24 protein-coding genes are annotated in these 26,508 nt (G+C 71.2%); 14 read left to right on the forward strand and 10 right to left on the reverse strand.

What is annotated here, in order from left to right:
• The first annotated feature begins 79 nt into the window (after positions 1 to 79).
• On the forward strand, positions 80 to 1,456 hold the full coding sequence (locus ACH34Q_RS41450; RefSeq protein WP_395988689.1) for an FAD-binding oxidoreductase: 1,377 nt from the start codon (positions 80 to 82) through the stop codon (positions 1,454 to 1,456).
• Positions 1,457 to 1,515: 59 nt separating this feature from the next.
• On the opposite strand, the gene ACH34Q_RS41455 is transcribed toward ACH34Q_RS41450, so the two are convergent.
• From ACH34Q_RS41455 to ACH34Q_RS41470, 4 genes are all read right to left on the reverse strand, one after another.
• A complete protein-coding gene (locus tag ACH34Q_RS41455; protein WP_395988690.1) occupies positions 1,516 to 3,375 on the reverse strand; it encodes a BTAD domain-containing putative transcriptional regulator in 1,860 nt (619 codons plus the stop codon).
• Positions 3,376 to 3,406: 31 nt separating this feature from the next.
• Complete coding sequence (locus ACH34Q_RS41460) at positions 3,407 to 4,225, reverse strand: methyltransferase domain-containing protein (protein WP_395988691.1); 819 nt, start codon at positions 4,223 to 4,225, stop codon at positions 3,407 to 3,409.
• A gap of 146 nt (positions 4,226 to 4,371) precedes the next feature.
• Positions 4,372 to 5,325: a DUF5954 family protein gene (locus ACH34Q_RS41465; protein ID WP_395988692.1), complete on the reverse strand. Its 954-nt coding sequence runs from the start codon at positions 5,323 to 5,325 to the stop codon at positions 4,372 to 4,374.
• Positions 5,326 to 5,488: 163 nt separating this feature from the next.
• Positions 5,489 to 6,352, reverse strand: coding sequence for a hypothetical protein (locus ACH34Q_RS41470; RefSeq protein ID WP_395988693.1), 864 nt, complete (start codon positions 6,350 to 6,352; stop codon positions 5,489 to 5,491).
• A gap of 170 nt (positions 6,353 to 6,522) precedes the next feature.
• On the opposite strand from ACH34Q_RS41470, the gene ACH34Q_RS41475 reads away from it, so the two are divergent.
• From ACH34Q_RS41475 to ACH34Q_RS41490, 4 genes are all read left to right on the forward strand, one after another.
• Complete coding sequence (locus tag ACH34Q_RS41475) at positions 6,523 to 6,966, forward strand: RNA-binding S4 domain-containing protein (protein WP_395988694.1); 444 nt, start codon at positions 6,523 to 6,525, stop codon at positions 6,964 to 6,966.
• 98 nt (positions 6,967 to 7,064) lie between these two features.
• Positions 7,065 to 7,616, forward strand: coding sequence for an NADPH-dependent FMN reductase (locus ACH34Q_RS41480; RefSeq protein ID WP_395988695.1), 552 nt, complete (start codon positions 7,065 to 7,067; stop codon positions 7,614 to 7,616).
• Positions 7,617 to 7,696: 80 nt separating this feature from the next.
• Positions 7,697 to 8,716, forward strand: coding sequence for an ATP-binding cassette domain-containing protein (locus ACH34Q_RS41485; RefSeq protein WP_395988696.1), 1,020 nt, complete (start codon positions 7,697 to 7,699; stop codon positions 8,714 to 8,716).
• Positions 8,713 to 9,564, forward strand: coding sequence for an ABC transporter permease (locus tag ACH34Q_RS41490; RefSeq protein ID WP_395988697.1), 852 nt, complete (start codon positions 8,713 to 8,715; stop codon positions 9,562 to 9,564). The genes ACH34Q_RS41485 and ACH34Q_RS41490 overlap by 4 nt, the downstream gene beginning before the upstream one ends.
• A gap of 258 nt (positions 9,565 to 9,822) precedes the next feature.
• Here the strand turns inward: ACH34Q_RS41490 and ACH34Q_RS41495 are convergent, their stop codons facing one another.
• The 3 genes from ACH34Q_RS41495 to ACH34Q_RS41505 form a co-directional block, all read right to left on the reverse strand.
• On the reverse strand, positions 9,823 to 13,095 hold the full coding sequence (locus tag ACH34Q_RS41495) for an ATP-binding protein (protein ID WP_395988698.1): 3,273 nt from the start codon (positions 13,093 to 13,095) through the stop codon (positions 9,823 to 9,825).
• A 201-nt stretch (positions 13,096 to 13,296) separates the two neighbouring features.
• Positions 13,297 to 14,148, reverse strand: coding sequence for a transporter substrate-binding domain-containing protein (locus tag ACH34Q_RS41500; protein WP_395988699.1), 852 nt, complete (start codon positions 14,146 to 14,148; stop codon positions 13,297 to 13,299).
• Positions 14,149 to 14,184: 36 nt separating this feature from the next.
• Positions 14,185 to 15,483: a hypothetical protein gene (locus ACH34Q_RS41505; RefSeq protein WP_395988700.1), complete on the reverse strand. Its 1,299-nt coding sequence runs from the start codon at positions 15,481 to 15,483 to the stop codon at positions 14,185 to 14,187.
• A gap of 373 nt (positions 15,484 to 15,856) precedes the next feature.
• Here ACH34Q_RS41505 and ACH34Q_RS41510 point away from each other — a divergent pair, with 373 nt between their 5' ends.
• Together ACH34Q_RS41510 and ACH34Q_RS41515 are read left to right on the forward strand one after the other, a co-directional pair.
• Positions 15,857 to 16,117 (forward strand): hypothetical protein, encoded by a 261-nt coding sequence (locus tag ACH34Q_RS41510; protein ID WP_395988701.1) that lies wholly within the window; start codon positions 15,857 to 15,859, stop codon positions 16,115 to 16,117.
• A gap of 43 nt (positions 16,118 to 16,160) precedes the next feature.
• On the forward strand, positions 16,161 to 16,946 hold the full coding sequence (locus ACH34Q_RS41515) for a hypothetical protein (RefSeq protein WP_395988702.1): 786 nt from the start codon (positions 16,161 to 16,163) through the stop codon (positions 16,944 to 16,946).
• Positions 16,947 to 16,973: 27 nt separating this feature from the next.
• Here ACH34Q_RS41515 and ACH34Q_RS41520 read toward each other — a convergent pair whose 3' ends face one another.
• Complete coding sequence (locus ACH34Q_RS41520) at positions 16,974 to 18,581, reverse strand: sulfatase (RefSeq protein WP_395988703.1); 1,608 nt, start codon at positions 18,579 to 18,581, stop codon at positions 16,974 to 16,976.
• A 193-nt stretch (positions 18,582 to 18,774) separates the two neighbouring features.
• On the opposite strand from ACH34Q_RS41520, the gene ACH34Q_RS41525 reads away from it, so the two are divergent.
• The 4 genes from ACH34Q_RS41525 (at position 18,775) to ACH34Q_RS41540 (ending at position 23,791) form a co-directional block, all read left to right on the forward strand.
• Positions 18,775 to 19,476, forward strand: coding sequence for a hypothetical protein (locus ACH34Q_RS41525; protein ID WP_395988704.1), 702 nt, complete (start codon positions 18,775 to 18,777; stop codon positions 19,474 to 19,476).
• A gap of 165 nt (positions 19,477 to 19,641) precedes the next feature.
• A complete protein-coding gene (locus tag ACH34Q_RS41530) occupies positions 19,642 to 20,832 on the forward strand; it encodes a thiolase family protein (protein WP_395988705.1) in 1,191 nt (396 codons plus the stop codon).
• Positions 20,832 to 21,314, forward strand: coding sequence for a Zn-ribbon domain-containing OB-fold protein (locus tag ACH34Q_RS41535; RefSeq protein WP_395988733.1), 483 nt, complete (start codon positions 20,832 to 20,834; stop codon positions 21,312 to 21,314). The genes ACH34Q_RS41530 and ACH34Q_RS41535 overlap by 1 nt, the downstream gene beginning before the upstream one ends.
• Before the next feature lie 2 nt (positions 21,315 to 21,316).
• A complete protein-coding gene (locus ACH34Q_RS41540; protein ID WP_395988706.1) occupies positions 21,317 to 23,791 on the forward strand; it encodes a CaiB/BaiF CoA transferase family protein in 2,475 nt (824 codons plus the stop codon).
• Here ACH34Q_RS41540 and ACH34Q_RS41545 read toward each other — a convergent pair.
• Positions 23,788 to 24,300 carry a hypothetical protein gene (locus ACH34Q_RS41545; protein WP_395988707.1) on the reverse strand — a complete coding sequence of 171 codons (513 nt, stop codon included), beginning with the start codon at positions 24,298 to 24,300 and terminating at the stop codon, positions 23,788 to 23,790. The two genes, ACH34Q_RS41540 and ACH34Q_RS41545, sit on opposite strands and share 4 nt — an antisense overlap.
• Before the next feature lie 128 nt (positions 24,301 to 24,428).
• Here ACH34Q_RS41545 and ACH34Q_RS41550 point away from each other — a divergent pair, with 128 nt between their 5' ends.
• Positions 24,429 to 24,716 (forward strand): DUF1330 domain-containing protein, encoded by a 288-nt coding sequence (locus ACH34Q_RS41550; RefSeq protein ID WP_395988708.1) that lies wholly within the window; start codon positions 24,429 to 24,431, stop codon positions 24,714 to 24,716.
• A 14-nt stretch (positions 24,717 to 24,730) separates the two neighbouring features.
• Here the strand turns inward: ACH34Q_RS41550 and ACH34Q_RS41555 are convergent, their stop codons facing one another.
• Complete coding sequence (locus ACH34Q_RS41555) at positions 24,731 to 25,468, reverse strand: hypothetical protein (protein WP_395988709.1); 738 nt, start codon at positions 25,466 to 25,468, stop codon at positions 24,731 to 24,733.
• Here ACH34Q_RS41555 and ACH34Q_RS41560 point away from each other — a divergent pair.
• On the forward strand, positions 25,463 to 25,993 hold the full coding sequence (locus tag ACH34Q_RS41560; protein WP_395988710.1) for a DUF5753 domain-containing protein: 531 nt from the start codon (positions 25,463 to 25,465) through the stop codon (positions 25,991 to 25,993). The two genes, ACH34Q_RS41555 and ACH34Q_RS41560, sit on opposite strands and share 6 nt — an antisense overlap.
• A gap of 18 nt (positions 25,994 to 26,011) precedes the next feature.
• Positions 26,012 to 26,218, forward strand: coding sequence for a DUF397 domain-containing protein (locus ACH34Q_RS41565; RefSeq protein ID WP_395988711.1), 207 nt, complete (start codon positions 26,012 to 26,014; stop codon positions 26,216 to 26,218).
• The last annotated feature ends 290 nt before the right edge of the window (positions 26,219 to 26,508 follow it).

A 26,508-nucleotide genomic window follows, 5' to 3' on the forward strand; every position in this document is an offset into this window, starting at 1 on the left:
TGGATTCGAGGCTCACATTCACCAGGTTGCCATTCCTTCCGGACAAGATGTGTCCGGAACGGCTCCTACCGTGATGCCCATGGGGACCAACACGGAGATCAACGAGCAGTTCAGCGCCCTGGCCGGAGCCGTGCGCGGGCCGGTGTTCGCGCCGGAGGCCGAGGGATACGACGAGGAGCGGACCGGCTACCAGTTGCTGGCGCCGCACCGTCCGGCGGTGGTCGTGGGAGCGACGGGAGAGGAGGACGTGCGCGCGGCCGTCGCCTTCGCCGCCGAGCACGGGATGAAGGTGGCGGTGCAGGCCAGCGGTCACGGACTGGCCGGACCGCTGGACGGCGGCGTGCTCATCAGCACCGGCCGGATGTCCGGTGTACGGGTGGACGCCGAGGCGCGTACGGCATGGGTCGAGGCCGGTGCGCGCTGGGAACGCGTGATCGAGGCGTCCGCCCCGTACGGGCTCGCGCCGCTGTCGGGAAGCCTGCCCAGCGTGGGCGCGGTGTCGTACACGCTGGGCGGCGGCGTGGGGCTGATGGCCCGCCGGTACGGTTTCGCCGCCGACCACGTCAACCGCATCGACCTGGTCACGGCGGACGGGGAGCTACGCCAGGTGACGGCGGACAGCGATCCGGACCTGTTCTGGGGGCTGCGCGGCGGCGGCGGGAACTTCGGCGTGGTCACCGGCATGGAGATCGGGCTGTTCCCGGTCGCCCGCGTCTACGGCGGCGGCCTGTACTTCGACGTCGAGCAGGTTCCTGATGTGCTGGACGCCTGGCGGCGGTGGACGCGGGACGTCCCGGAGGAGATGACCTCGGGCGTGGGGATGCTGGTGTATCCCGACCTGCCCATGTTCCCGGAGCCGATGCGAGGGCGGCACGTGGCGCACATCCAGATCTCCTACCTCGGTACGGCCGAGGACGGGGAACGGCTGGTGGCGCCGCTGCGCGCGCTGGGCCCGCTCCTGAAGGACTCGCTGCACGAGGTGCCCTTCACCGAGTCGGGCGCGGTGTTCGAGGACCCCGACCAGCCGCACCCGTACCGTTCGGACAACCGGCTGGTGGCCGACCTCGACCCGCAGGCACTGGCCGCGCTGACCAAGACGGCGGGCCCGTCCGCTCCGGCGATGTGCGTCGTCGGACTGCGCCACCTCGGCGGCGCGCTCGCCCGTACGCCGCGTACCGGCAACGCCGTCGGGCACCGGGACGCCGCCTACCTGGTGTCCGTCCTGTCACTGGTGGAGCCGGGCGCGGAGCGGACCGTACGCGACCTGCACCGCGAGGCCCTCGCTCCGTTCGCGGACGGGGCGCTCGGGCGGTCGCTCAACTTCAGCTTCGGTGCCATCGACCAGGATCAGGTGCGGTCCGCGTTCGCCCCCGAAGACCACCGGCGGCTGACCGAGCTCAAGGAGCGGTACGACCCCGAGCTCCTGTTCCACTGCAACCACGCTGTTTCAGCGTAATCACGCGGTCGCACTGTGATCACGCGGCTCCACTGTAATCACGCGTTCACTGCAATCGATTATGCCGAGCTGAGCCGGCGGATCAGCGCGGGGTTGTCGATGTCGGCGGCCAGCAGCCGGGCGGACGGAAGGGCCGCCGGGTCGCCGAGGCGGTGACGGTGCAGGTGGGCGCGGACGACGAACTCGCGCATGCCGCAGCGGGCGGCCAGCTCAGCCAGGGACGCGACCATGGGGACGGCCTTGTCCCCCTGGTCGCGGTCCAGGGCGGTGGCGATCGCGGCGTCCATGACGTACGCGTGGACCCACTGGTAGCGGTCGGGAACGCGGGTGCAGCGGGCCGCCGCCTCGGTCAGCCAGGCGGCGGCGGTGCCATGGTCGCCCCGGACGCTGTGCAGCAGGCCGAGGCCGCGCGCGGCCAGGCCCTCCCAGCACGGGTCGCCCAGCCGGCAGGCCAGCACCCAGGCGCTCTCCAGGGCTTCGGAGGCGAGATCGGTCTTCCCGGCGCGCAGGTCGATCTCGGCCTGGAAGGTCTGCGGCAAGGGCAGGAACGCCATCCAGCGTTCCCGGCGTACCACGTCCAGGGTGTCGGCCAGCGCGACGGCGGCCTGGGCGTGCTCGTCGCGGAGCAGGTGGGCGCGGGCGAGGATCGACAGCGACCAGGCCCGCTGCCGGTGGTCGCCGCAGCGCGCCGCCCGTTCGATCGACTCGTGCAGGTGGGCGAACGCGGACGCGTAGTCGCCGATGTCGGAGGCGTCCATGCCGCGTACCCCGAGGATCGCGGCGAGCTCCTCGTCGGTCTCGGCCAGCGCGTGCGCGCCGGCCAGCCACGCGCCGGCCGTGTCGCGCCGGCCCGCCTGCACCTCGATGAACCCCAGCTCCCGCTGCGCGGTCACCACGGTGCCGCGCTCGCCCGCCTCGGTGGCCAGCAGCATCGCCTCGTGCAGCACCACCGCGCCCTCCTCGTCGCGGCCGCGCAGCGAGTGCACGAGCGCGCCGCCCAGCGCGGCCAGAGCGCGGGCCTGGAGGGCGAGGTCACCGCAGCGCGCGGCCTCGGCCACCGCCACGCGCAGGCACTCCAGCCCGGAGTCGACGGCCCCGGCCCCGATCGCGGCCCGGCCGGCGTCGAGCTGCCCGGCCGCCGCCACCCGTCCGCTCAGCGGCAGGGCCGTCGCGGTTCCGGCGCGGGGGTCGGCGTCGGCCGACTCGCTCAGCGCCGATTCAGACAGCGCCGATTCAGACAGCGCCGATTCAGACAGCGCCGACTCAGACAGGGCGGGCGAGGGTGCCACGCCCAGTTCGCGCCGGAGGATGTCCTCACAGATCGCCGCCTGCCGCCGTGCGGCGGCCCGGTCGCCGGCCATCGCCAGGCTCCGGACGAGCAGTTCGTGGTTGCCCTCGTCCAGCGGGTTGCGCGCCACGGCGCGGGAGGCGTACGGGATCGCCTCGGCCGGCCGGCCCGAGGCCAGCAGGGCGATCGCCACTTGGTGCAGCCGCGCCTCGACCGTGGCCGACAGGCGGTGCCGTTCCATCGACAGCCACGACTCGAACTCCGGGCTCGACTCCAACTGCACGCCTTCCAGCAGTTCGCCGTCGATCCGCAGCAGTGCCTCGGGATCGTCGCCCGCGAGCGCCCGGATGTCCACGGCCACGTCGTCGCCGAGCGAGGCGATCAGCGGATCGCCGCCGAACGCGCCGCGCTCGCCGAGCGCCCGCCGCAACTCGGCGAGCGTCCAGCGCAGCGCGCCCAGCGGATCGTCCGCCTGGCCGAAGAGCAGTTCGGCCAGGCGCTTGCGACTGGGCGGTCGCTCGGCCAAGAGCAGGTAGCCGAGCAGGGCCCATGCCTTCCGGCCCCGTGGTGAACGGACCGGCCGGCCATCCCGCTCGATGGCCGGCGGTCCCAGCAGCCGAATCGCCAGCATGAGCCCACCCCGCGATCTCCGTCCGTCGCGATTATGCGCGCCGGATACCGACCGCTTCTAGATATTCGGCAGGGGCGGCGACCGTACCGTCGCCGGCCTTGTTGAAGCCGCGGGCGACCTCGGCCAGATCCTTGGCGAACCTGTCCAGGTCGGACGGCGGAAGCGTGCCGGCGAGCCGGGTGATGGGCCCGTAGAACTGCCGGAACCATTCCGAGAAGTGCTCGGCCGAGTGGTAGCGGAACACGTACGCTTTCTTGGTGAGCGCGGTCCATTCCACCTTGTCGCCGAACAGCTCCGCCAGATGCGCGGACGTCCCCCACAGCGTCGGGGGACGTACCCCGGCGGGCGGCTGGGCCCAGCGGCCCACGGTCCTGAACATCTCGCCGATCATGCCTTCGGGCGTCCAGCAGGCCAGCGCGATCTTCCCGCCGGGCGCGGTCACCCGGGCCAGCTCGTCGGCCGCCCGCTGGTGGTCGGGCGCGAACATCACGCCGACGGTGCTCAGCGACAGGTCGAACGCGCCGTCCGGGAACGGCAGCCGCTCGGCGTCCCCCTCGGTGAAGGTCACCGGAAGATGCTCGACGGCGGCCCGCTCCCGACCGTTGGCCAGCAGGTTCGCCGCGTAGTCGACCCCGGTCGCCTCGGCGAACCGGCGCGCCGCGGCGATCGCCGCGTTGCCCTGCCCGCACGCCACGTCCAGGACCCGCTGCCCGGCCCGTACGTCCGCGGACTCCACCAGGAGCTCCGCGATGAGCTGCAGTGTGTTGCCGACGCGCGGGTACTCGCCGGTCTCCCAGCCGGCCCGCTGCGCCTTTTTGATCGATTCGAAGTCCACGGCCGTCTCGGTCATGGGATTCCTCCCCGAAGCGCCCCCGTAGGTGCTCCCGTCAGCGCCACCGGGTGGTGGCGTCTGCCGGATAGGCAACCCTCGGACCGTGTGATGCCCCGTGTGACAGGTCCCGGATACGCTTCCCGTGGCCGGATCCGGCTATCCGGCTATCCGGACATCCCGGCCACGCCGTACCGCTCCTGGTCGGAGGGGCGGGGCGACTCCGGCCCGTCCCGGCCCAGGCGCAGCATGCGGGAGATGCGCACGGTACGGAACGTGCGCCCCAGCGTGCTGAACTCCGGTCCGTCCGCCGCCTCGATCTCCGCGCCCGCCATGGCCCACGACTTCAGCTCGTCGGGGCCGGCCGGATCGCCCTGGAACTCGCGCAGCCGGGGCAGCAGCCGGGTGAAGTAGTGCGCCAGGTTGCCCCGCGCCTGAACGGGGTCGTCGCCGCCGGTCAGGGGCTCGTACGACCCGTCGTGCACCTCCACCATGGTGAAGGTGGGCGGGAGCAGGATCACGCCGGGATGGGCGCGGATCGCGTGCCGGGCCTCCATCTGGATCATTTCCGGAACGGTGCCGGGGATCGGCATGTGCCCGACCAGGTTCAGCCTCAGCTGCGCCTCCCACAGCCCGGCGGGCGCCAGCGGATCGATCAGGCGGTCGATCAGCGAGTCCGCGTCGCCCCGGCTGCCGTCGGTGGCGCGGGGCGGCTCCATCGCGCCGCCGCCGATCAGGGTGAACTTCTCGATCCTGATGATCCGGTAGCGCCGGTCGCCGATCTCCCACTCGTCCTTGGCGAGCTGCTCGCCCTCCTCGGGATCGAGCCGGCCGGCCGCCGCGAGCATGGCCGGGGCGTTGGCCGGATCCTCCTGCGCGCGCTCCCTCAGCCGGAAGGCCAGGCCGTACCGGGCGGTGGACGGGTCGGTCTCGCCCGCGCAGACGATCCGCCACCGCGTCCCGTCCTGGACCGCGTACCCGAAGTCGGGGGACCCCGCCGGCAGCAGCTTGGGATAGTCGCGGATCCGCTCGCCGAGCTCGCGGTCCCGTACCGCCGCGACCGGGTCGAGGTCGGCGACGACATTGATGTGGTCGTACCCGTGCATCAACGGGAATGTCATGCCTCCATCCTGGTCAGAGAGGCGGCCGTCACGCAGGGGATTCGGTCGATTCCTTTAGGTGATCGATTCTCTTGGGTGATGGCGATCCTCACTCCGAGGGGACGCCGCTGGGGGCGGACGGCGCTCCGCCGACCAGAACGCCCTGCCGACCAGAACGCTCTGCCTACCAGAACGCTCCGGTCTCGCTCGGCCTCGCCTCGGGATATCTGGACGGATCGGGCGTGTTGAACCACCGCAGGGTCACCGTGACCAGGAGCATCACGGCGGGCAGGCCCAGAGGCAGCGCCGCCAAGGGCGCGACGGTCGCCACATCGAGCGCCCGGCCGTCCAGCAGGCCCGCGACCCCCAGGTTCTCGCCCTGCCGCCCCGCCGAGGTCGCGATCGTGGCGATCGCGGCACCGATGGCGACCGCCGCGGCCGGCATGGACAGGAACCGCCGGCGGGCGAAGAAGGCCAGCGCGACCCCTGCCGCGCCGAGAAGCGGCAGGAGCATCGCCGCGTACCAGCGCCACACCTGCGGTTCCATCGTGACGTGCAGCGTCGGCGACGGCTCGTCCTTGCGCAGCTTCCAGGCCAGGCCGTCCGAGGAATCCGGCGAGGTGCGCACGGCCGCCGGTACGGACGGCAGGTAGAGGCGCAGGCCCGCCTGGTCGAAGCCCTGCGCGCTGAGCTGCTTCCAGACCCCCGCGGTGTCGATTTTCAGTGATGCCTCATATCCGGGCCGGTAGGCGCCGGCGACATTGGCCCGCGCGAACCCCCGTCCGTGGCTGGCCTCGGTGGATACCCGGAAGCCTTTCGCGTCCGGGAACGCCTCTCCGGCGATCCGCCGCGACAGCGCCAGGACGTCGGCGTCCGAACGCAGCTTGCGCCCGGCGGCGAAGAGGTCGAGTTGGGCATCGCCGTTGGACAGCAGGGCGATGTGCACCCAGGCCCCCGGCTTCACGGGCTCCGGGGCGGCGCCGCACGACGCCAGTCCGAGCACGATCAGCAGCAACAGGCCGTACGAGAGAAGTCGCCGAACGGACATTCCAGCCCCCTCCACCGGTCGCCGTCCCGGTCCAGCATGCGCGCGCCAGGTCGCGCCGATGTCTCGGCCGGGTCCCAGGAGCGCCGCCCGCCTGGACGGCCCGGTCGGGCCGCCGCGAGCACGGACGCCGCGTGAGCACGGTTAAGGTCGTCTTGTGGCTGAGGAGGGGCATGGCTGAGGAGGGCTCGGTACGGGTCGATGTGTGGCTCTGGTCCGTACGGCTGGTGAAGACCCGTTCGATGGCGACCGACGCGGTCCGCGCGGGCCATGTCCGCGTGAACGACGCGAAGGTCAAGCCCGCCACGGTCGTACGCGTGGGCGACGAGGTGCGGCTCCGCCTGGAGGGCCGGGAGCGGATCGTCGTCGTGCAGCGGATCGTACGCAAGCGGGTCGGGGCACCCGCCGCTCAGGAATGCCTGATCGACAAGAGCCCGCCGGCACCGCCCCGCGAGGCGCTCATCCCGGTCGCCCGGCGTGATCGCGGCATGGGCCGTCCCACCAAGCGCGACCGCCGCGAGCTCGACCGCCTCCGCCAGATCCAGGAGAACGCGGCGAACGAGCCGGACGGGCTGGACCTGCCGGACCTGCCGGAGCCTCCCGCCCGCCCCAGGTGAGGCTCCGCTAGATCCGATCTAGCGGCGGGCCGGCGCGATCTCGCGCCTCCAGGGTGAGGGACGTACTTCAGGGTGAAGGACGTGCTTGGAGGTGGACGATGAGCGATGCGCCGGTACGGGTCGCGGTGATCATCGGCAGTACCCGGGAGGGCCGGGCGGGCGAGGCCGTCGCGCGCTGGCTCGTCTCGAGGGCGCGCCGCCGTGACGATCTCGAGGTGGACGTCGTCGATCTGGCCGACTTCGACCTCCCGGCCCGCTACCTGTGCGCGGTCACGCCGGATGTGGCCGCGTTCACCGGACGGGTGGACGCGGCGGACGCCTTCGTCGTCGTCACCCCCGAGTACAACCACAGTTTCCCGGCCTCCCTCAAGCAGGCGATCGACTACGCCTACGACGAGTGGCAGGCCAAACCCATCGGATTCGTGGCGTACGGGCACGGATCCGGGGGACTGTACGTGATCGAACATCTCCGGACCGTATGCACCGAACTGCACATGGTGGTGGTGCGCGGACGCGTGAACCTGGACCTGCTCGACGGCGACATCGAGGCCGACGGCCCGGCGCGGGACGCCGAGGCCATGCTCGACCAGCTCCGCTGGTGGGGCCTGGCCCTCCGCGACGCCCGGGCGGCGCGCCCGTACGTCTCCTGACCCGTCCCCTCCTGACCCATACCCCTTCTGATCCTCACACCTACTGATCCCTATCCCCCTCCGATCGGAAAGGACCGAACATGAGCGAAGAACCGGCGATCGAGACATCGGGCCTGGTCAAGACCTACGGGGAGACCCGGGCGCTCGACGGGCTCGACCTGACCGTGCCGCGCGGCACCGTGTACGGGGTGCTCGGCCCGAACGGGGCCGGCAAGACCACCGCGGTCCGGGTGCTGGCGACGCTGCTGCGCGCCGACGGCGGCCAGGCCCGCGTGTTCGGCCACGACGTGCGCAAGGAGGCGGACGCCGTGCGCACCCGGGTCGCCCTGACCGGCCAGTACGCCTCGGTGGACGAGGACCTCACCGGCACCGAGAACCTCGTGCTGCTCGGCCGGCTGATCGGCTACGGCAAGCCCGCGGCCCGCGAGCGCGCGGCCCTGCTGCTGGAGGCGTTCGGGCTGACCGACGCGGCCACCCGGCAGGTCAAGAACTACTCCGGCGGGATGCGGCGCAGGATCGACATCGCGGCCAGCATCCTCAACACCCCCGACCTGCTGTTCCTGGACGAGCCCACCACCGGGCTCGACCCGCGCAGCCGCAACCAGGTCTGGGAGATCATCCGGGTCGTGGTCGCGCAGGGCACGACGGTGCTGCTGACCACCCAGTACCTGGAGGAGGCCGACCGGCTGGCGGAGCGGATCGCGGTGATCGACCACGGCAAGGTCATCGCCGAGGGCACTCCCGGCGAGCTGAAGTCCTCGGTGGGCGCGGGCTCGGTCCATGTACGGCTGCGCGACGCCGGCCGCAGGGCCGAAGCGCGGGAACTGCTGTCGCGCACCCTGAACGCCCCGGTCGAGACCGAGGCCGACCCGGTCGCCCTCACCGCCCGGCTGGCGGGCGAGAGCACCGAGCGCGGCGCCGCCGAGCAGGCGTCCCGCGCGCTGGCCGAGCTCGCCGAGGCCGGCATCACCGTCGACGACTTCGCCCTCGGCCAGCCCAGCCTGGACGAGGTGTTCCTGACCCTCACCGGCCACCCGGCCGAGAACGGCTCCGGCGCGAGCGACTCCAGTGACCACGTGAACGGCAAGGAGGCGGCATGAGCACCGCGACCACCACCCAGGAAGCACCCAGCACGTACGTTCCCTCGGCCGAGGTCATCGGGGCCGTGCTGGCCCGGACCGAGCGGCCGAAGCGGCCCAGCGCCCTGTCGGCGTCGATGACCTTCGGCTGGCGCGCGATGCTCAAGATCAAGCACGTGCCCGAGCAGCTGTTCGACGTGACGATCTTCCCGATCATCATGACGCTGATGTTCACCTACCTGTTCGGCGGCGCGCTGGCCGGCTCGGTCACCGACTACCTGCAGTACCTGCTGCCGGGCATCATGGTGATGAGCGTGATCATGACGACGATGTACACCGGCGTCTCGGTCAACACCGACATCGAGAAGGGGGTGTTCGACCGCTTCCGCACGCTGCCGATGTGGCGGCCCGCCCCGATGGTCGGCTACCTGCTCGGCGACATGTTCCGCTACACCGCGGCCTCGACCGTGATCCTGCTGCTCGGCCTGGTCCTGGGCTTCCGCCCGGCCGGTGGTCCGGTCGGCGTGCTGGCGGGCATGGCGGTGCTGGTGCTGTTCTCGTTCGCCTTCTCCTGGATCTGGACGATGGTCGGCCTCGTGATGCGCTCCGAGAAGGCCGTGATGGGCGCCAGCATGATGGTGCTCTTCCCGCTCACCTTCCTCAGCAACATCCTGGTACGGCCCGACACCATGCCCGGCTGGCTCCAGGTCTTCGTGGACGTCAACCCGATCACCCAGCTGGTGGCGGTCGTCCGCGGCCTGATGCAGGGCGACGTCGGCGGAGGCCCGCTGCTCTGGGTGACCCTCTGGGCCGCCGCGTTCATCGCGGTCTTCGGCTCCCTGACCATGTGGCTCTACAACCGCAAGTGAGGCTGCTGTGTTTTAAAGACCCGGCCCACGGTGCTCGCCTGGCGGCTCGCACCGTGACCGGTTCTTGGGCGAGCGCGGCATCGCTTCGCGATCTGGCCGGTGAGGCTCGCCTTCGGCTTTGCCTCACCGGCCAGGTAGCGCGCTCGCGCGGTGGCTGAGGCCACCTCGAGACAGTCCCTGGACAAGGAGACAGCCGCAGCCTCTGGATAGGGGGAAGCGCGATCCGCCACTGTCCACAGCCTTGATGGCCCGGTCAGGTCACAGGCGCCAGGGAGCGTGCACGGTGGGTGCACCTGGCCCAGGCTGGTCAGGTTCGGGCTGGTGAGGTTCGGGGTGGTCATGTTCGGGCTGGTAGGTGCAGGTGGCGCCGGTGGAGATGGTGGCGCGGAGGTGGGCGGCCAGCTCGGGGTGGTGCTGGTCGAGCTTGCGGAGGGTGTCGCGGATGCGCGCGGTGACGGTCTTGCGGGCGCGCTCGGCCCCGTCGCCCAGGCGGCGGACGCGGCCGGCCAGCCCGGCGGCGGCGCGCAGCTCCTCCAGCAGGGCGGCGCGTTCCTGGTCGTACGCGGCGGCCCGGCGGTCATCGCCCAGGCCGGTGGCCCTGTCGATCTCCTCGTCCAGGAGCTGGAGCCGCTTCTTGTAGCGGGATCTGGCCTCGTCGTCGAGGACGGGGTCGCCGCCCATCCGGCGGGACGCCGTCACGACCTCGCCGCCCTCGGGGGACAGCAGTGCGGCGGCGGGGATCTGGGCGCCGGGTCTGCCGAGCAGCTCGTGCAGGTCGCGCAGGCCCTTGGCGTCGGGCATGTGGACCGTACGGCCGGCGAAGGTCAGGGCCCAGACCCGGCCGTCGAAGCGGAACACGCGGGCGTCCGGCTCGGGTTTCGCCGGGCCGGCTGAGCCGCCTGGGCCGGCTGTGCTGTTTGGGCTGTTCGGCTCGGTCGGCGCGCCCAGGCCGGCGAGTGCGCGGCGGGTACGGTCGGCCACGTGCTGCATGCCCATCTCGGCGGCCTCGTCGGACGCCTGGGTGAGCAGCGTGCGGGCGGTGCCGCGGTCGCCGGGGGCGGCGCGGGCGGCCAGGACCTCGCCGAGCCGCGAACGGGCCTCGACCGACCAGGGTCGGGCCCGCAGCCGGTCGGCCGAGCGGTAGGCGGCGGTGAGCCGCGCGACCGCGTCGTCCCAGCGCTGCTGGGCGGCGTCGATCAGGCCGAGCCAGAGGCCGAACGGGCCGCTGATGTCGCAGCCGAACAGGGCGACCGCCCACAGGTCCTGGTACGGCAGCAGGGCGGTGCGGGCGCGCTCGCACAGCTCCGGATCGCCGGAGGCGGCGGCGGTCTGGGCCAGGAACCGCAGCCACAGCGGCTCGACCGTGCGCGAGTACGGCTGGTCCTGGTCACCGATCGCGGCCAGGTGCCGCAGCGCCGTGCCGGTGTCACCGCGCTGTACGGCGGCGATGCCCTCCAGCAGCTCGGCCTGCGGGTACCCCTGCTCGCGGAGGGAACGGTGCAGGTCGTCGATCTCGGTGAACCTGCCGCGCAGCACGTCGAGCGCCCAGCGCAGATGGGTGCCCATGTAGCCGAACTCCTGGTCGGAGCCGTCCTCGCCGCTCGTGAGCAAGGCGGCGATCCGGGCCTCGGCTTCTTCGAAGCGCCCCTGCGCGGTGTTGATGATGGCCTGGTCGACAATGGAGGCCAGCGTGCACGTCGAGGTGCCCTCGTCCTCGGCGAGGGCGACGAAGTCGCGGTAGGCGTCGAGGTAGCGCGGATCGCCCTGCTCCAGCAGCGCCACCCAGCGGAACGAGGTGGCGAACGTGGCCGTCCCCCGGTCACCGGAGCGCCGGGCGAGATCGGCCAGCTCCCGGGTGATCGCCTCGCGTTCGGGCGCGGTGCCCAGGCCGAGCAGGGTGTCATGGCGTGCCCAGAGGCCGAACGTCAGCGCCTCGTCGTCGTCGCCCTGCCGGGCCAGCACGGCGATCTTGGCGGCCAGCTCCTGCGCGAGCTGGACGCGGGGGAGCGGGGCGGCGGCCGGGGCGCCGTCGCGGACGAGGTCGCGGTGCGCCTCGTCCAGGAGGGCGGCGCCCTCGCCGGGATGGTCGAACCGGTAGGAGGCCAGCGCCACCCGGCCGAGCAGTTCGGAATCGTCCAGCGTCCTGACCAGCTCGACGGCGCGCTTGAAGCACTCCTGGGCGGCGGTGGGATCGCCGCCGTGCCGGAGCGCGCGACCGAGATCCAGGATGATCAGCACGCGCTCGCGGACCCGGTCGGCGGGGAGCCGTTCCAGAGCGCGGCGCAGGTGGACGGCCGCCTCCTCCTCCACCGACATCCGGAACGAGGCGCGGTCGGCGGCGGTCTTCAGCAGCTCGACCGCGCGCATCGGGTCGATCCGGTCGCCGGCGAGGTGGGCGTGCTGGGCGGCCTCGGCCGGCAGCATCCGCTCGGCGAGCGCGGGGGAGCGGTCGAGGGCCCGGACGACGCCCGCGTGCGCGGCGCTCGCCTCGTCCTCGCCGAGCGCGTCGTACAGCGTCTCCCTGACCAGGTCGTGGGCGAACGCGAACCGGCCGCCGCCGAGGGCGGTCATCAGCCGCGCGGCGACCGCCTGGTCGAGCAGCCGGTCGACGTGCGGGACGGGGATGTCGGTGGTCGCCGCCAGCACCCGGCGGTGGAACTCCCGGCCGAGCACGGCCGCCGAGGTCAGCAGCTCCGCGACCGGCGGTGCGAGCAGGGACAGCCGGCGCTGCACGGCGTCGCGCACGCCCGGCGCGATCGTGCTGACGGTGCCGCCGCCCTGCCAGAGCCGGGCGGTCTGCTCCACGAAGAACGGGTTGCCGCCGGTGCGCCGGTGCACCTCGGCGACCAGGCCGGGGTCGGGCTCGCGGCCGACCGTACGGCTCATCAGCAGGCCCGCCTCGGCGGCGCCGAGCCCGGTCAGCGTGACCATCGTGGCCTTGGCGGCGAGCGTGCCCAGCAGCGGCCGCAGCGGGTGGTCGGCGGGCTCCACCTCGGCGTCGCGGTAGGTACCGACCAGCAGCAGCCGCTCGAACCAGGTGTGCCGCGCCGCGAACTCCAGCAGCCGGACCGACGCCGCGTCGGCCCAGTGCAGGTCGTCGAGCACCACGACCACCGGCCACCGCTGGGACGCGGTCACCAGCGCGGTCGTGACGGCGTCGTACAGGCGGAACTCGCCCGTGCCGTTGCCGGGACCGAAGTCGGGTGCCTCGCCCAGCAGCACCGCCAGCTCGTCGCCCGCCGTCTCCTGGACATTGGCCCAGTCCTGGGGTCCGGCGGCTCGCCGCAGCGCCCGGACCACCTGCGTCCACGGCCAGTAGCCGGGGGCGCCGGCCGAGTCCCAGCAGGAGCCGCCGAGCACCATGGCGCCCTGCCGCTTGGCGCGCTGCCCGGCATCGGTGACCAGCGCCGTCTTGCCGATCCCGGCCTCGCCGGTGACCAGGACGAGCCCGCCGTGGCTGGTGGCCGCCCGTTCGATCTCGGCGTCCAGCACCGCGGCGGGATGCTCCCGGCCGATCAGTGCGGATGTCATGGTCGCTACCGTCTCCCCTTGGCCTCTGGAAGCCCCACGAGTGGGCCTGCGAATCGGGCCCTGCGAGTCGCCTCCGAACAGCCTACGAATGCGCGGATCGACGGTAGCGCCCGCCACCGACAATCCGCTTTCCCGCCGCCTTCTGGCAGCTTATGCGCCGGTACGGTTATGCACCGGTACGGCCGGTGCCGAGGGCGATCCTCAGGCGCAGCCCTCGAACTGCGGGACGGCCGTGGCGAGCTCGATGTCCACCGCTCCGAACCGTTCCCCGAGCAGGGTCTCGGCGGCTCCGTTCTGGTACATCTCGGTGATGATCCGGTTGACGGCTTGGCAGCCCTCCAGGTCACCCTTCCGGAGGCCGACCCCGTACCGCTCGTTGCTGAACGGCGCGTTCACCAGCCTGGCGCCGGAGTCGCTCGCGCCGAGGAGCCCGGCGAGGGCCAGGTCATCGGCCGACACGGCGTCGACGCGGTTCTTCGCCAGCTCCTGCAGGCACTCGGCGTAGGAGCGGGCCGGTACCAGCGTCGCGGCCACCTTCCGCTCCTGCGTCACCCGCCGCCAGGAGTCGGAGCCGGCCACCTGGCACAGCCGCTTGCCGCGCAGGTCCCGGACGCTCTTGACCGTCTCGTCCCGCTCGCGGACGACGATGTCCTGGTGGGCGACGTAGTAGGGCCCGCCGAAGGTGACCTTGCCGGTGCGTTCCGGAGTGATCGGGTAGGCGGCGACCACCATGTCGACGGCCCCCTCCCGCAGGGCCTTCTCCCATCCGCCGGGGGAGGCCGTCCGGAACCAGAGGCTGTCCTTGCCGACCCCGAGTTTGCCCGCGATGTACGTGGCGACGTCGATGTCGAAGCCCTCGAACGTACCGTCCGCCTTACGCGCCCCCAGTCCCGGCAGATCGGCGGAGACGCCGACGGTCAGCCTGTCCTTGCCCGTGACCGAGGGGGTCGCGCCGTCACCGGCGCTGTAGAAGATTACGGATGCGGCTATGGCCAGGACGGCCACGATGGCGACGGTGACGTTCCGGGCGGTGGCGATCCGGCTGGTCCGCATGGCGGCTCCTTCCCCAGTCTCAGCGGTACTCCGGTCTCAGCGGTACTCCGAGAGCCGCGGCCAGACCCCGGCCACCACGAGCGCGGCGATGGCCAGGGCTGACAGCGGGCGCAACCACGTCCATGCCGCCAGGGCGCGTTCACCGTCCAGGACGGTACGGGCGGCGGTGTACTGGTGCTGGCTGATGCGGCCGTCGAGTCCTTCCACGTGCTCTCGGAAACGGGGATGGGGCAGGTGAGACCATTCCTGGTCCAGATGGGCCCGCGCGGCGGCGCCACGCTGCCCGGCCTCGGCGAGTGCGCGGACGCGGTTGTCGTTCTGCTGGTACGCGAGGTAGCTCTCCAGGAGCGAGCCGGACTCGCGGGCGCGCGCGCCATAGAACCCGCCCCGGCCGACACCGCCGGGCTTCGCGGACTGCCGCTCCAACCCGGCGTAGTAGGCCGCAGGGTCCAGCGCGTCGGGGACGTACAGGATCGTCTGGGACTTCTCCAGGTATGTCTGGTCGTTCCGATCGGCCTGCGCCGGAAGGAGTAGATAGCGGCTGCGGTCGGCGTGCAGGGTCTTGACGACCGACTGTGCCCGCGCCAGCGTGAGAGCCGGATCGACCCCGTTCTCCTTGGCCGCCCGCAACTGGTCGGCCTCCGTTGCCAGCAGGGACGCGCTCGCCACAGTGAGGACGAGTGTGCCCAGCGTCGCGGCGGCGAGGAAGAGGTTGAGCGTCCGGCGGAAGCGCATGGCGAGGTAGATCTGGAGACCCGCCAGCACCAGGATCGCGGCCAGGCCCAGCACCACCACCCGGGTCCGTCCCGCCTGCACCCCGGAACGCTCGTCCCCGTAGGTCGTCTCCATGATGGCCTTGCCGCCCAGGATGAGGTTGCTCGCCTTGGGGAGCAGTTCCTCCGCCATCAGCTTGCCCGCGGCCTGGTACTCCTTGGCCGCGTCGGGGGGCAGCGCTCCGTACGCGTGTTCCGCGCTCCTGCCGTGCCGCATGGCCGCCTGCACGTGCTGGTCGTACCGGTGCAACCCGTCCAGCAGCGCCTGAACGGTCCGCATGCGCACCGGGTCGGACTCGGCCAGCCGCGCGGCCTGGAGCACGGCCCGCTGGGCGTCCTCGCGGCGGATGTCGTAGCGGTAGCGCGGTTGCTCCCGGACGCAGCCGCTGTCGTCCTGGTCCGGGTCGCAGAGCCAGCCGTCCTCCCGACCGGTCAGCAGTGAGTTGGCCACCTCGACGTCCATATCGCTGAGCGCGAGCTGCACATCGGCGGTGGCGACCACCTTCGGGCCCTCGTCATCCCCGATGGCCCGCAGCGCCTCCCTCGCGTCCGCCATGGCCATGCCCGTGACCACATATAGGACGGTGAGTACCGGCAGGACGAGCGCCGTCAGCGCACGGACCCGCGCCGGAACCCCGCGAAGCCGGAACAGCCGGGCGGCCAGGCTCGGCTCTCGTTCTCGCTCGGTACGGACGCCGGTTCACCTGCCTTGGCCCGGTGGTCTTGCGGCCTGTGGTCTTGCGGCTCAGCGGTCTTGTGGCCCAGTGGCCCGGGCCGGATGGGGGTCGGGACTCCTCGATCGACGACGATATCCAGAACCCGCCGATCTTCTCTAGCCCGGTCTTCACCACCCCGGCGGAACGGCGTGATCAACGGGCGCTTGATCCAATAGGTGCCTTGCACCCCGCCTCTCCCGTAACCTGGAGCCTCGTCCCATGCAGGAAACCGAGCCGCTCGGTCCCGACGGGACGCCCGTCGCGGTGAAGGTGCTCCGCGAGGACCTGGCGTCCCATCCCCGCATCCGGGAGCGCTTCACCAAGGAGATCGCCGCCGCCCGTCTCGTCGACCCGTTCTGCATCCCCCAGGTCCTCGACGCCTCCCTGGACGACCGGCGCCCCTACATCGTCACCGAATACTCCCGCGCGGCTGCCGCAGGCTGCCGGGCGGCCGGTCGTCCCCACGCCGCCGGTCCCTGAGTCTCGGGTTGCTGGGCCTCCGGCTACGGCGCCGCAGGCTCCCATGCCGCAGGCTCCGGCCGCAGCGCTGCCGATGCCCGGCGACGGACCGCGACGGCCGGGTGGTCCGCAGACGGTGATGGACGGCGGGGTACGGGCGGGCGCACACAAGCAGCGGACCCGGCGGGGTACCGCCGTCCTGGTGGGTACGGCGTCGACCGGTGTGGTGGCGCTGATCGTGCTCGTGGGCGTGTTCGTCTGGCCGGGATGGCCGGACGCCTCCGGCGCCTCCGCGAAAGAGCGCGAACGGATGGGGGAGGCTGCGGGCCGTACGAGCGACAACCCGCAAGGCACCGCAGGCTCCGGCGCCGCCACCAAGCCAGGGACTGCACAGGACGGCGCGAAGTCCGGCGAACCCTCCCCATCGAGCAAGGCCACCAAGCCGGGAAAGAGCGGGGGAACCGGTACGGACACGGGCACCGGCTCCGGGGGTGGGTCCGGAGGTGGCAGCGGGGATGCAGGCGGGGGCGGTTCCACGCCCACGCAGCCCGGTCCGGCCGCCGCGCGGATCGCGTACTTCACGGTCGGGTCGTCGGGCAAGTGCTACGCCAAGGGTGCGACGTTCCCCTTCAGGTACAGGATCGAAGGTAAGCAGGGCGTGGCCGTCCAGTTCGCCCTCTACTTCGACGGCCGCCTTGGGCGCGGCCACCCGATCTCGCTCGGGGACGCCTATCCGGAGTTCACCATCTCCAACTCCCGGAGCGAGGAGACGGCGGGCACGCACACGTACCGGATGGTCCTGCTGAAGCCGGTCCGTTCGGAACGGACCGCCAGCGTCAAGGTCTGCTGACCTGTCCTCCGTGCTGACCTGTCCTCCCTAACCTCCCTGTCCTCGTGCCTCCGGGCTGAACGCGGTCAGGAAGCGGTCGCGGAAGGCGTTCATCCGCCAGACGGGTGCTTGCGGGCCGGGCTTGAGGCCGTCCTGCCAGCCCCAGCCGGAGATCCGGTCCAGTACGGCCGGGTCGCGCGCGAGGATCGTGATCGGTACGTCCCGCCCGGCGCCCTCTCCGGTGATGAGCGGAGCGGGCTGGTGGTCGCCGAGGAAGACGAGTACGAGATCGTCGTCGCCGTAGGTCTCCACGTACGAGATCAGGGTGTTCAGCGTGTACTCGATGGAGCTCCGGTACTGGGCGCGCACCTTGCTCCGCTCGGGCCAGGGCAGGTTGCCGGCTCCCGGCATGGAGTTGTAGACCGAGCCGTCCCCGACCTCGTTCCAGCCGATGAACCGGGGGATCGACGCCCAGGGCGCGTGGCTGGACAGCAGCGGGATCTCGGCCATCAGCGGCCCGCGGTCCTTCTTCGCGCGTTCGAGGCGTTCGAAGGCCGACAGCGTGTACTGGTCGGGCATGGTGGCCCAGCTGAACTTCGGCCCGCGGTAGCCGAGGTCGGTGGAGGTGTAGATCTGGTCGTACCCGAAGTACGCCCCCTCCGGCCACGTCTTGGTGATGCCCGGCACGACCCCGACCGTCCGCCAGTCGGCCCGCTGGAAGGCGCGGTTGAGCGTCATGCGGTCGCTGCTGACGAGGCTGCGGTAACGCTGCTGGTTGTCGATCCACACGCCGGACAGCGTGGTGGCGTGGGCCAGCCAGCTACCGCCGCCCGCGGTCGACGAGGTGAGGAAGGCGCTGCGCGAGGCGTATCCCTTCGCGCGCAGCCGCCTGTCTCCGGCGTCGAGCACCGCGCTGATCCGCGGCGCGAACTCCGGGTCCTCGACCGCGTCGCGCCCGTAGCTCTCGACGAAGGCGAGCAGGACGTCCTTGCCGCGCAGGGCGGTCAGCAGCCGTTCGTCCGGAACGTCGCGGAACGCGTCGGCGCCCGCCTCCTTCGCGAACTTCTTCTGGTCCTGCAGGCCCGCCCGTATCTGGCGAGCGTGGTAGTACGACACCTTGGCCGAGCTCTTGGAGGCGACCTCCACGCCCGGTACGAGCTGCGCGCCGAGCACGGCGGAGACCGTCCAGACGGCCGCGAGCACCGAGACGCTGGCGGTCGCCACGGCGTCGTGCTCCACCACGAGCCGGGTCACCCGCAGCATCGCCACCGTCATGACGACGACCAGGCCGACGGCCAGGACGACGGCACCGATCACGGCACCGATCGCACCGGCCCGTCCGACCGAGGCGTTCACGAAGTCCAGGCCGGCCTCGATCGAGATCCAGTCGAGCACCGGGTGGAACGGCCGGGCGAGCACCGCCAGGAAGCCCATGTCCATGATCTTCAGGATGGCCAGCACCCCGAGGCCCACTCCGGCGAGCACCGCGCCCACCCGCCGTGCGCGTGCGGGCAGCACGAGGATGAGGAAGACCCCGAACAGCGCTTCCACCGGGATGCGTGCGAACGCCTTTGGCGCGAGGGCACCGACCCGGATCGGAGCGAGCAGAACGAACAGGACCAGCAGGCAGGCCAGGGCACTGAACACCCACGCCACGAATCGGCGCCTGCCTCTAGGCGCACCGGCGGAGTCCTCGTCCACATCACCAGGGACGTCCACATCACCAAGGACGTCTTCGCCCGGCTCGGTTTCCGGGCGGCTGTCGGTTGTCAGAGCGTCCTCCGCGGTCGTGTCGGCGACACAAGCTATACGTCCGCCCGCCCACGGGCGGTTCAGTAAGGTCGGGCGCATGCCCGGCCGATCCAGTGCGAGTGATCGTCCCGAGGACGGCGCGGAGGGCGGGCTGCCCGCCACCGCGTACGCCGTCCTCGGCGTCCTGGCCAACCTCGACGAGGAGCTCTCCGCGGCGGAGATCAAGACCCGCTGCGACTACTCGCTCAAGCTCTTCTACTGGTCGCCCGCCGTCAGCCACATCCGCCGCGAGCTGCGCCGGCTGCGCGAGCTGGAGCTGGTGACCGAGCGCGAGGTCGAGATCGGCAAGGTACGCCGGAGCCTGGTCTACCAGACCACCGAGCGCGGCGAGCGCGTTCTGGCCGCATGGGTGTCGCGGCATCCGGTGGACGAGCCGGTCGTGCTCAAGAACCCGGCGCTGCTGCGGGTCTACCTCGGCGCGTCGTCCGAGCCGTACGAGCTGGTCAAGGTGCTCGACCACCGGCTGGCCGAGCTCCAGGAGCAGATCGACGATCTGGTCTGGGGCCGCCGCCGCAAGGACGAGCTCGGCCTGTTGGGCGCGGAGGAGATGCGCTACCAGGAGGCCGTCACCGAGTACCTGCTGCGCGCGGCGCACTTCGAGTACGGCAACGTACGGCAGCTGCGCGACCGGATCGCCGACTTCGCCCCCGACCAGCCCTCGCTGGCGGTGCACAGGCGCAAGGGCCCGCTGCGCAGGCGCCGCCACATGCGCCCGCGCGAGGACAACTCCGGCGAATAGTAGGACTGTTAGTCCGACTGTTTAGTGCCCAAACTGGGACGAAACGGCCCTGTACGGTTGACTCACGAGGCGCTGCTGAGTCTAATAGTCCCGAATTTAGTCCCGAATGGGGCGGGACAGATGGTGTGGCGGATGGGCGATGTGCAGGGGTGATCGGATGGAAGCGTGCGAGCCGTACCGAACGCGGCGGGGGCGCCCGTGAACGGGTCCCGCGCGGCGATCGTCGGGGTCTACAACACCCCGCAGGCCCGCCGCCTCGACACGTACACGACCCGGACCCTGACCGTCGACGCGGTCCGCGGCGCGCTGGCCGACGCCGGGCTGTCGCTCGGTGACGTCGACGGCGTGATCGCCGACCGCGATCCCGCGTCCCTCATCTACGATCTGCGCCTCGGCCCGGCCTGGATGGGCCGGCAGTACGGGATCACCGCGGTGTCCGAGGCCGTGTCGGCGATCGAGGCCGGCCAGGCCGACGTCGTCGTGATCGCCGCCGCGGTCGCCGGGCTCTACGTGGACCGCGCGTCCACCGCGCCCTGGACCCGGCCGGAGAACGAGTTCGTCGCGCCGTTCGGGCTCTTCACGGCGGCCGAGTTCGCGCTGATCGCCCGCCGGCACATGACGATGTACGGGACGACTCCCGAGCAGCTGGCCCGGGTCGCGGCCACCATCCGCAACAACGGGCACGCGAACCCCGACGCGATCTACCACGGCCGGGGCCCGTTCAAGCCCGCCGACATCCTCGCCTCCCGGATGGTCGCCGACCCGTTCCACCTGCTCGACTGCTCCACGACGTCCGAGGGCGGCTGCGGGCTCGTCATCGCCGCCGCCGACCGGCTCCCGGACGTACGGAAACGGCCGGTGTACGTGCTCGGCGCCGGAGCCGACTACCACGGGCCGCACTACCAGTACCCGCCGAGCTGGGATCTGGCCGGACGGCGCGGCGGGCCGGTCAACGGCGAGATCGGGCGGCGGGCGGCCGACCGCGCGTTCCGTACGGCCGGCCTGGACCGTTCCGACGTCGATGTGCTGGAGCTGTACGACCCGTTCTCGTTCGAGATCATCCGGCAGCTGGAGGCCTTCGGGTTCTGCGGGCCGGGCGAGGGCGGGCCGTTCGTGGAGGACGGCCAGATCGACATCACCGGCGACTTCCCGGTGACGACCGACGGGGGGACGATGTCGTTCAGCCATGCCGGTTCCTCGCCGCAGATGCTGCAGCGGGTCGTACGCGGCGTACAGCAACTGCGCGGCGAGGCCGGGCCCCTGCAAGTGCAGGGCGCGGAGGTCGCGCTGTGCAGCGGCGGTGGCGCGGGCGCGCTGTTCAACCATGTGACGCTGCTCGGTACGGACGGCGCGTGATGGGCGACCTCCGCAAGCCCCAGCACCCGCAGCCCCAACACATCCAGCCGCAGCACCTGCAGCCCCAAAAACACGAGGTCCCGCACGCCGAGCCGACGCCCGTCTCCAAGGCGTACTGGGACCTGTGCGCCCAAGGCCAGTTGGCGTTCCAGCGCTGCGCCGACTGCGGCTTCATCAATGCCCCCGCCACGGAGGTCTGCCGCGACTGTCTGGGCACGCGGTTGAGCTGGGAGGCCAGTACGGGACGCGGCACGCTCTACAGCTGGACCGTCGTCTGGCGCCCGGTGACTCCCACGTTCGAGGTGCCGTACGCCCCGGCCATCGTCGAGATGGACGAGGGCTTCCACGTCGTCACCAACCTGATCGGTGTCGAACCGGACCGGATCGAGGCCGGCATGCCCGTCCAAGCCGAATTCCACGAAGTCGGTGACGGACTGGTGCTGCCCTACTTCCGGCCCTACATCGCCCCGGCCGGGAGGTAATGGTGGAACAGGCTCCCTACACGGGCGTTCGTGTCCTTGAAATCAGCGCCGGAATCCCCGCGTCGTACTGCGGAAAGCTGTTCGCCGACGCAGGTGCGGACGTCGTCAAGCTGGAACCGGCCTCCGGCGACCCCACGCGACGCTGGTCAGCCTCCGGGACGCATCTCCTCAAGGGCGAGGACAGCGCACTCTTCGCGTTCCTCAACACCGGCAAACGCTCGGTCATCGGGACGCTGGACGAGACGCCGAGACTCGAGTCCCCGGAACTCGTGCCCCCGAGACTCCTGGCGGGCACCGACGTCCTCGTCCTCGACCAGAATGCGGGCCTCTCACCCGCCGCGATCCGGTCGCTGTCCGAACGGCACCCCGGCATCGTCGTCGTGTCGCTGGCGCCGTTCGGGCTGACGGGCCCGTACGTCGAAGCGGGACGGCCGGCGACCGAGTTCACGCTGCAGGCACTGTGCGGATCGGCGGCGGGACGTGGCCTCCCGGACGGTACGCCGACCCAGGCCGGCGGTCGTATCGGCGAGTGGATCGCCGCCTCCTACGCAGCGGCCGCCGCTGCCGCCGCCCTGCGCGGCCGGAAGGCGGACGGCCAGGGAACGCTGATCGACCTGTCGATCCTGGAATCGATGGTCGTCTCAATGGGCGGCGCCCACGCGATCATGGCCGATCTCGGCGGGCCGATCCTCGGCCGCAGCATCGAACTGCCGTCCATCGAACCCACCTCCGACGGGCTGGTGGGCCTGTGCACGATCACCGGGCAGCAGTTCCAGGACCTCCTGGTCCTGATGGACCGAGCCGACCTGCTGGACGACGCCGAGCTCACCACCCCGCGCGGCCGGATGATGCGCCGCGAGGAGTTCGGACGGGCCGTACGAGAGTGGACCACCGCGCACACCACGGACGAGATCCTGGAGCTCGCGGCGGCCATGCGCATACCGGCCGCGCCCATCGGAAGCCCTGAAACGGTCACGGCCATCGACCATTTCGCGGAAAGGGGCGTCTTCGTCGAGAACCCGGCAGGCTTCGTCCAGCCGCGCGTGCCGTACCGGATCGGGGACTTCCGCGGCGTCCCGCTCACCGCGGCCCCACGACTCGGCGCCGACACGGTGACCTGGTCCGCGCGCCCTGTGCCCCCGCGCCCTGTGCCTCCGCGCCCTGTGCCCCCGCGCCCTGTGCCTCCGCGCCCTGTGCCCCCGCGCCCTGTGCCTCCGCGCCCTGTGCCTGCGCGCCCCGTACCGCGGCCAGGGCCCCGGGACCTTCCGCTGCGCGGCATCCGGGTCCTGGACCTGACCGCGTTCTGGGCCGGCCCGCTGGCCACCCACCTGCTGTCCGCGCTCGGCGCCGACGTCATCAAGGTGGAGGGGCTGAGCCGTCCCGACGGGATGCGCTTCTCCGGTACGCGCCCGCCCTCGACCGACGGATGGTGGGAGACGGGCAACGTCTTCGTGGTCGGCAACGGCACCAAGCGCGGCCTGACCCTGGAACTCGGCAAGCAGAAGGCCCGCGAACTCGCCCTGCGGCTCGCCGCCGAGTGCGATGTGGTCATGGAGAACTTCTCGCCGCGCGTCCTCGGCAATCTCGGGCTCGATCCCGAAACACTGCGGTCCGCCAACCCCCGCGCGGTGATCGTACGGATGCCCGCGTTCGGACTGGACGGTCCTTGGCGGGACCGGGTCGGCTTCGCCCAGACGATGGAACAGGCAGGCGGGATGGCCTGGCTGACCGGCCCCGCCGGCGGCGCGCCGATGGTCCCACGCGGCGCGTGCGACCCGATCGCCGGACTGCACGCCGCGTTCGCGACCCTCGCCGCCCTGGAGCACCGCGACCGTACGGGACGCGGCGAGCTGGTGGAGGCGACGATGGTCGAGGCCGCCCTGAACGTCGAGGCCGAGGCGATCGTCGAACGTTCCGCGTACGGAACGACCCTCATGCGCGACGGCAACCGAGGCCCCGGCGCCGTCCCGCAGGGCATCTACCGGTGCGCCGGTGACGACGCCTGGATAGCGCTCGCCGTCACCGACGCCGCCCAATGGTCCGCACTGACGTCCCTGATCCCGGGCCTTACCGGCATCACTCCGGAACGTTCAGACCCGCAACGTTCAGAACACGACCGCATCGACACCGAGATCGACGCCTGGTGCGCGATCCGTACACCGTCCGAGGCCGTCACCGCCCTGACCGGCGAGGGCATCGCGGCCGCCGAAGTGATCGGCGGCGCCCGCCTGTTCGACGACCCTCAACTGGCCGCACGCGGCTTCTTCGAACGGGTCGAGAATCCGGTCGCGGGCGAGCACCGCGTCTTCGGCCTCCCGTTCCGGCTCGGCGATCACCGAACCTGGAACACGCGTCCGGCCCCCACCCTCGGCCAGCACAACCGGGAGATCCTCACCGGCCTGCTCGGCCTCACCGACACCGAGGTCAAGGAGCTGGAGGAGTCCGACGTCATCGGCACCCGCCCGTCCGGCCTCTAGCGGGCGATGACCCGGGCGTCCACGTACCGCGGCGGCTTGGGCCCGATCAGGATGCCGGTGATGAAGACCCGCTTGTACCGCCGCCAGTGCCCCTTGGCGTCAGCGTGACTGCGCGAGGAGTGCCACGTGCTCCAGTGGTGCCGGCGGCCGTCGCACCGGACCTTGGTACGTCCCGGCGACTTGAGCGGCTTGTGCCCGACATGCGGCCCGCCGGGCTGCTGCGCGATGAGGATCAGCCTGCCCCGGTCGTACTTGGCGTCGCACCGGACGGTGCCGTGCACGTGCAGGTACCTCCCCCTCACCCACGCGCGCTTCACCCGTACCCGAGCCGGCCTCTGCGTCTCGGCCGCCGCCGGTGCCGCCGCCGGAACCGGCGCGAGCGCCGGACTCGGCGAGGCGAGCGCCGACGGCGCGAACACCGCCACCGGCGCGAGCACGGCCATCGTGGCGAACGACGAGGTCAGGACGCGAATGTTCCGAGCGCGAATGTTCCGAGCCCTGGACTCCATGGAACGGCCCCCTTCCGCTTTGGCTACGCATTGTCACGTAACCACCACATAGAGTAGAAACCAGGAGAACGCGGAGGTCAACCGGCAGATCGGTTCTTTGCGGAGAACCGACGGTAGGTTGCTGAACCATGACGACCTACGCGCTGGCCCAGATCTCCATCCATGACCGCGAGCGCTACGACGCGTACGCGTCCAAGTTCATGGACGTGCTCACCGCGTACGACGGACGGCTGCTCGCCGCCGACGAGAAGCCCGACGTCGTCGAGGGCGAGTGGGCGTACGAGAAGGTCGTGCTCATGTCGTTCAAGGACCGTGCCGCCTTCGACGCCTGGGCGACGTCGGCGGAGTACCAGGAGATCGCCAAGGACCGCATCGCCGGCAGCAAGGCCGTGGTGATCGTGGCGCAGGGCTTCTGAACCGCGGGTACGCGTCAGGAAGTGCGGGCGGGGGAGCCGAGCAGGTCGCGAACGAGGTGTTCGGCGGTCTCCTGAAGATCGATCAGCGGGCGCCGGACGCAGCTTGAGGGGCCGTCGCGCCAGCAGAAGTTCTTCCGATGAACCCAGACGTTGAGGCCGGGCAGTTCGAGGACGGAGATCCCGCGGTCGTCACTGCTGAGCGTTCCGGGGAAGCCACGCTTCATCAGCGCCAGAAGAAGGCATTGAGCCGCCGTGCCCGGATGGACCCTGTGGCCGAGCCCTGGCCAGGTTCCGGGTAGCGGCAGCGCGAACCACACGGTCTTGCCGAGAACGGCCCGTTCGGCGAGCCGGGAACGGGACGGAGCGCTGCCCCACTCGGCGGTGAACTCGCCGAGCAGCCCGAGCCCCTTGCTGTACTCGTCGAGCAGCCCGGCCCCCGAGGCGTGGGGGTACGAAATCCGAGCGCACCCGAAGAGCGAGACGACGAGCTGAGCCGAGGGGACCGTACGGGCCCAGATCCACAGCTCAGGCGCGGTCGGTGGACGGTCACCCGGCGCCCGCCCGTACCGGAGCGCGTTCGTGGCCGTCTCCGACACGGCCAGCCTGCCGTCCTCGATCACGTCCCGTTCCAGCCGCAGACGGACCTTGCCAAGGCGGCTCGTCAGCGCGGCTGGTGGCAGCGATACGGCGACGTCCTGCATCCAGGCTTCGAGTCCTACCTCGGCCTCGAAGCCGAGGCCACAGAGGTGCACGCCTACATCAGCGAGTGGGTGCCGGGTCTCCTGCAAACCCCGGAGTACGCACGCGCGATCATGTCCGTCGAACCTCGCCCGCCCTCCGATGAAGAGATCAAGGGACGAGTGGAAGCCCGCCTCGCCCGCCAGGCGATCTTGAACGGGGACGCCCCTGTCCAGTACTGGATCGTGCTGAACGAAGCCGTACTGCGCAGGACCGTCGGCAGTCCTTCGATCATGGCTGAACAGCTCCATGCGCTTCAGGTAAAGGCGCGGCAGCGTAACGTGAAGCTACAGGTCCTGCCGTTCATCAGCGGAGCCCACCCTGCGGTAAGCGGGCCGTTCACGCTTCTCACGCTTGACCTTGGTGAGGCGGCGGTGGCTGAATACGTGTACGTCGAGAACCGGGCAGGAGCACTCTTGATGGACAAGAGGGCTGAGATCGAGATACATAGACTGGCATTCGATTCTCTCCGAGCCGATGCGCTCAGTCCCGGGAAGTCGATAGCTTTGATCGAAAAGGCAGCCGCTGAGCTGGCGTGACTAGGAGTGGAGGCTGGCATGGTGGAACGCGACTTGGGCTGCATTGATTGGCGTAAGAGTTCTCGTAGTGGCAGTTCGGGCGGCGACTGTGTAGAGGTGGCGCGCCTCGATATCGGGAACGCGATTCGTGACTCAAAGCACCCAGAAGGTGGCTTCCTGCTGTTGGATCGCGACGCTTGCGCCACCTTGTTGACACAGATCAAGCACGGTTCGTACGACCTCTAGCGCGCGAAGCCCCGCCGGGGTTGACTCGTGGTGTGTTCGCCCTTTAGAACCCTCCGTAAGGCGAACACGCCACGAGTCAACGGGGTCGGGTGAGCCGATGAACGCGGGGAGCGGCTGAGGGCACGGACGGTTACGTAAAGCCCGCGTCGTGGGTGCCAAGCACTTCATCAGTGACTTCTGTCAGGGTAAAGGGCTAGGCTGCTTGTGGTGACATCAAGCGGGCCGGAGTGCTGTCGTATCGCCGGCGTTCACTGGTCAGGGCTCGATCCTGGCGGCAAAGGAAGGTGTAT

Origin of the sequence: Actinomadura sp. 9N407 (assembly GCF_044326315.1) — a bacterium.
Taxonomy (GTDB): Bacteria; Actinomycetota; Actinomycetes; order Streptosporangiales; family Streptosporangiaceae; genus Spirillospora.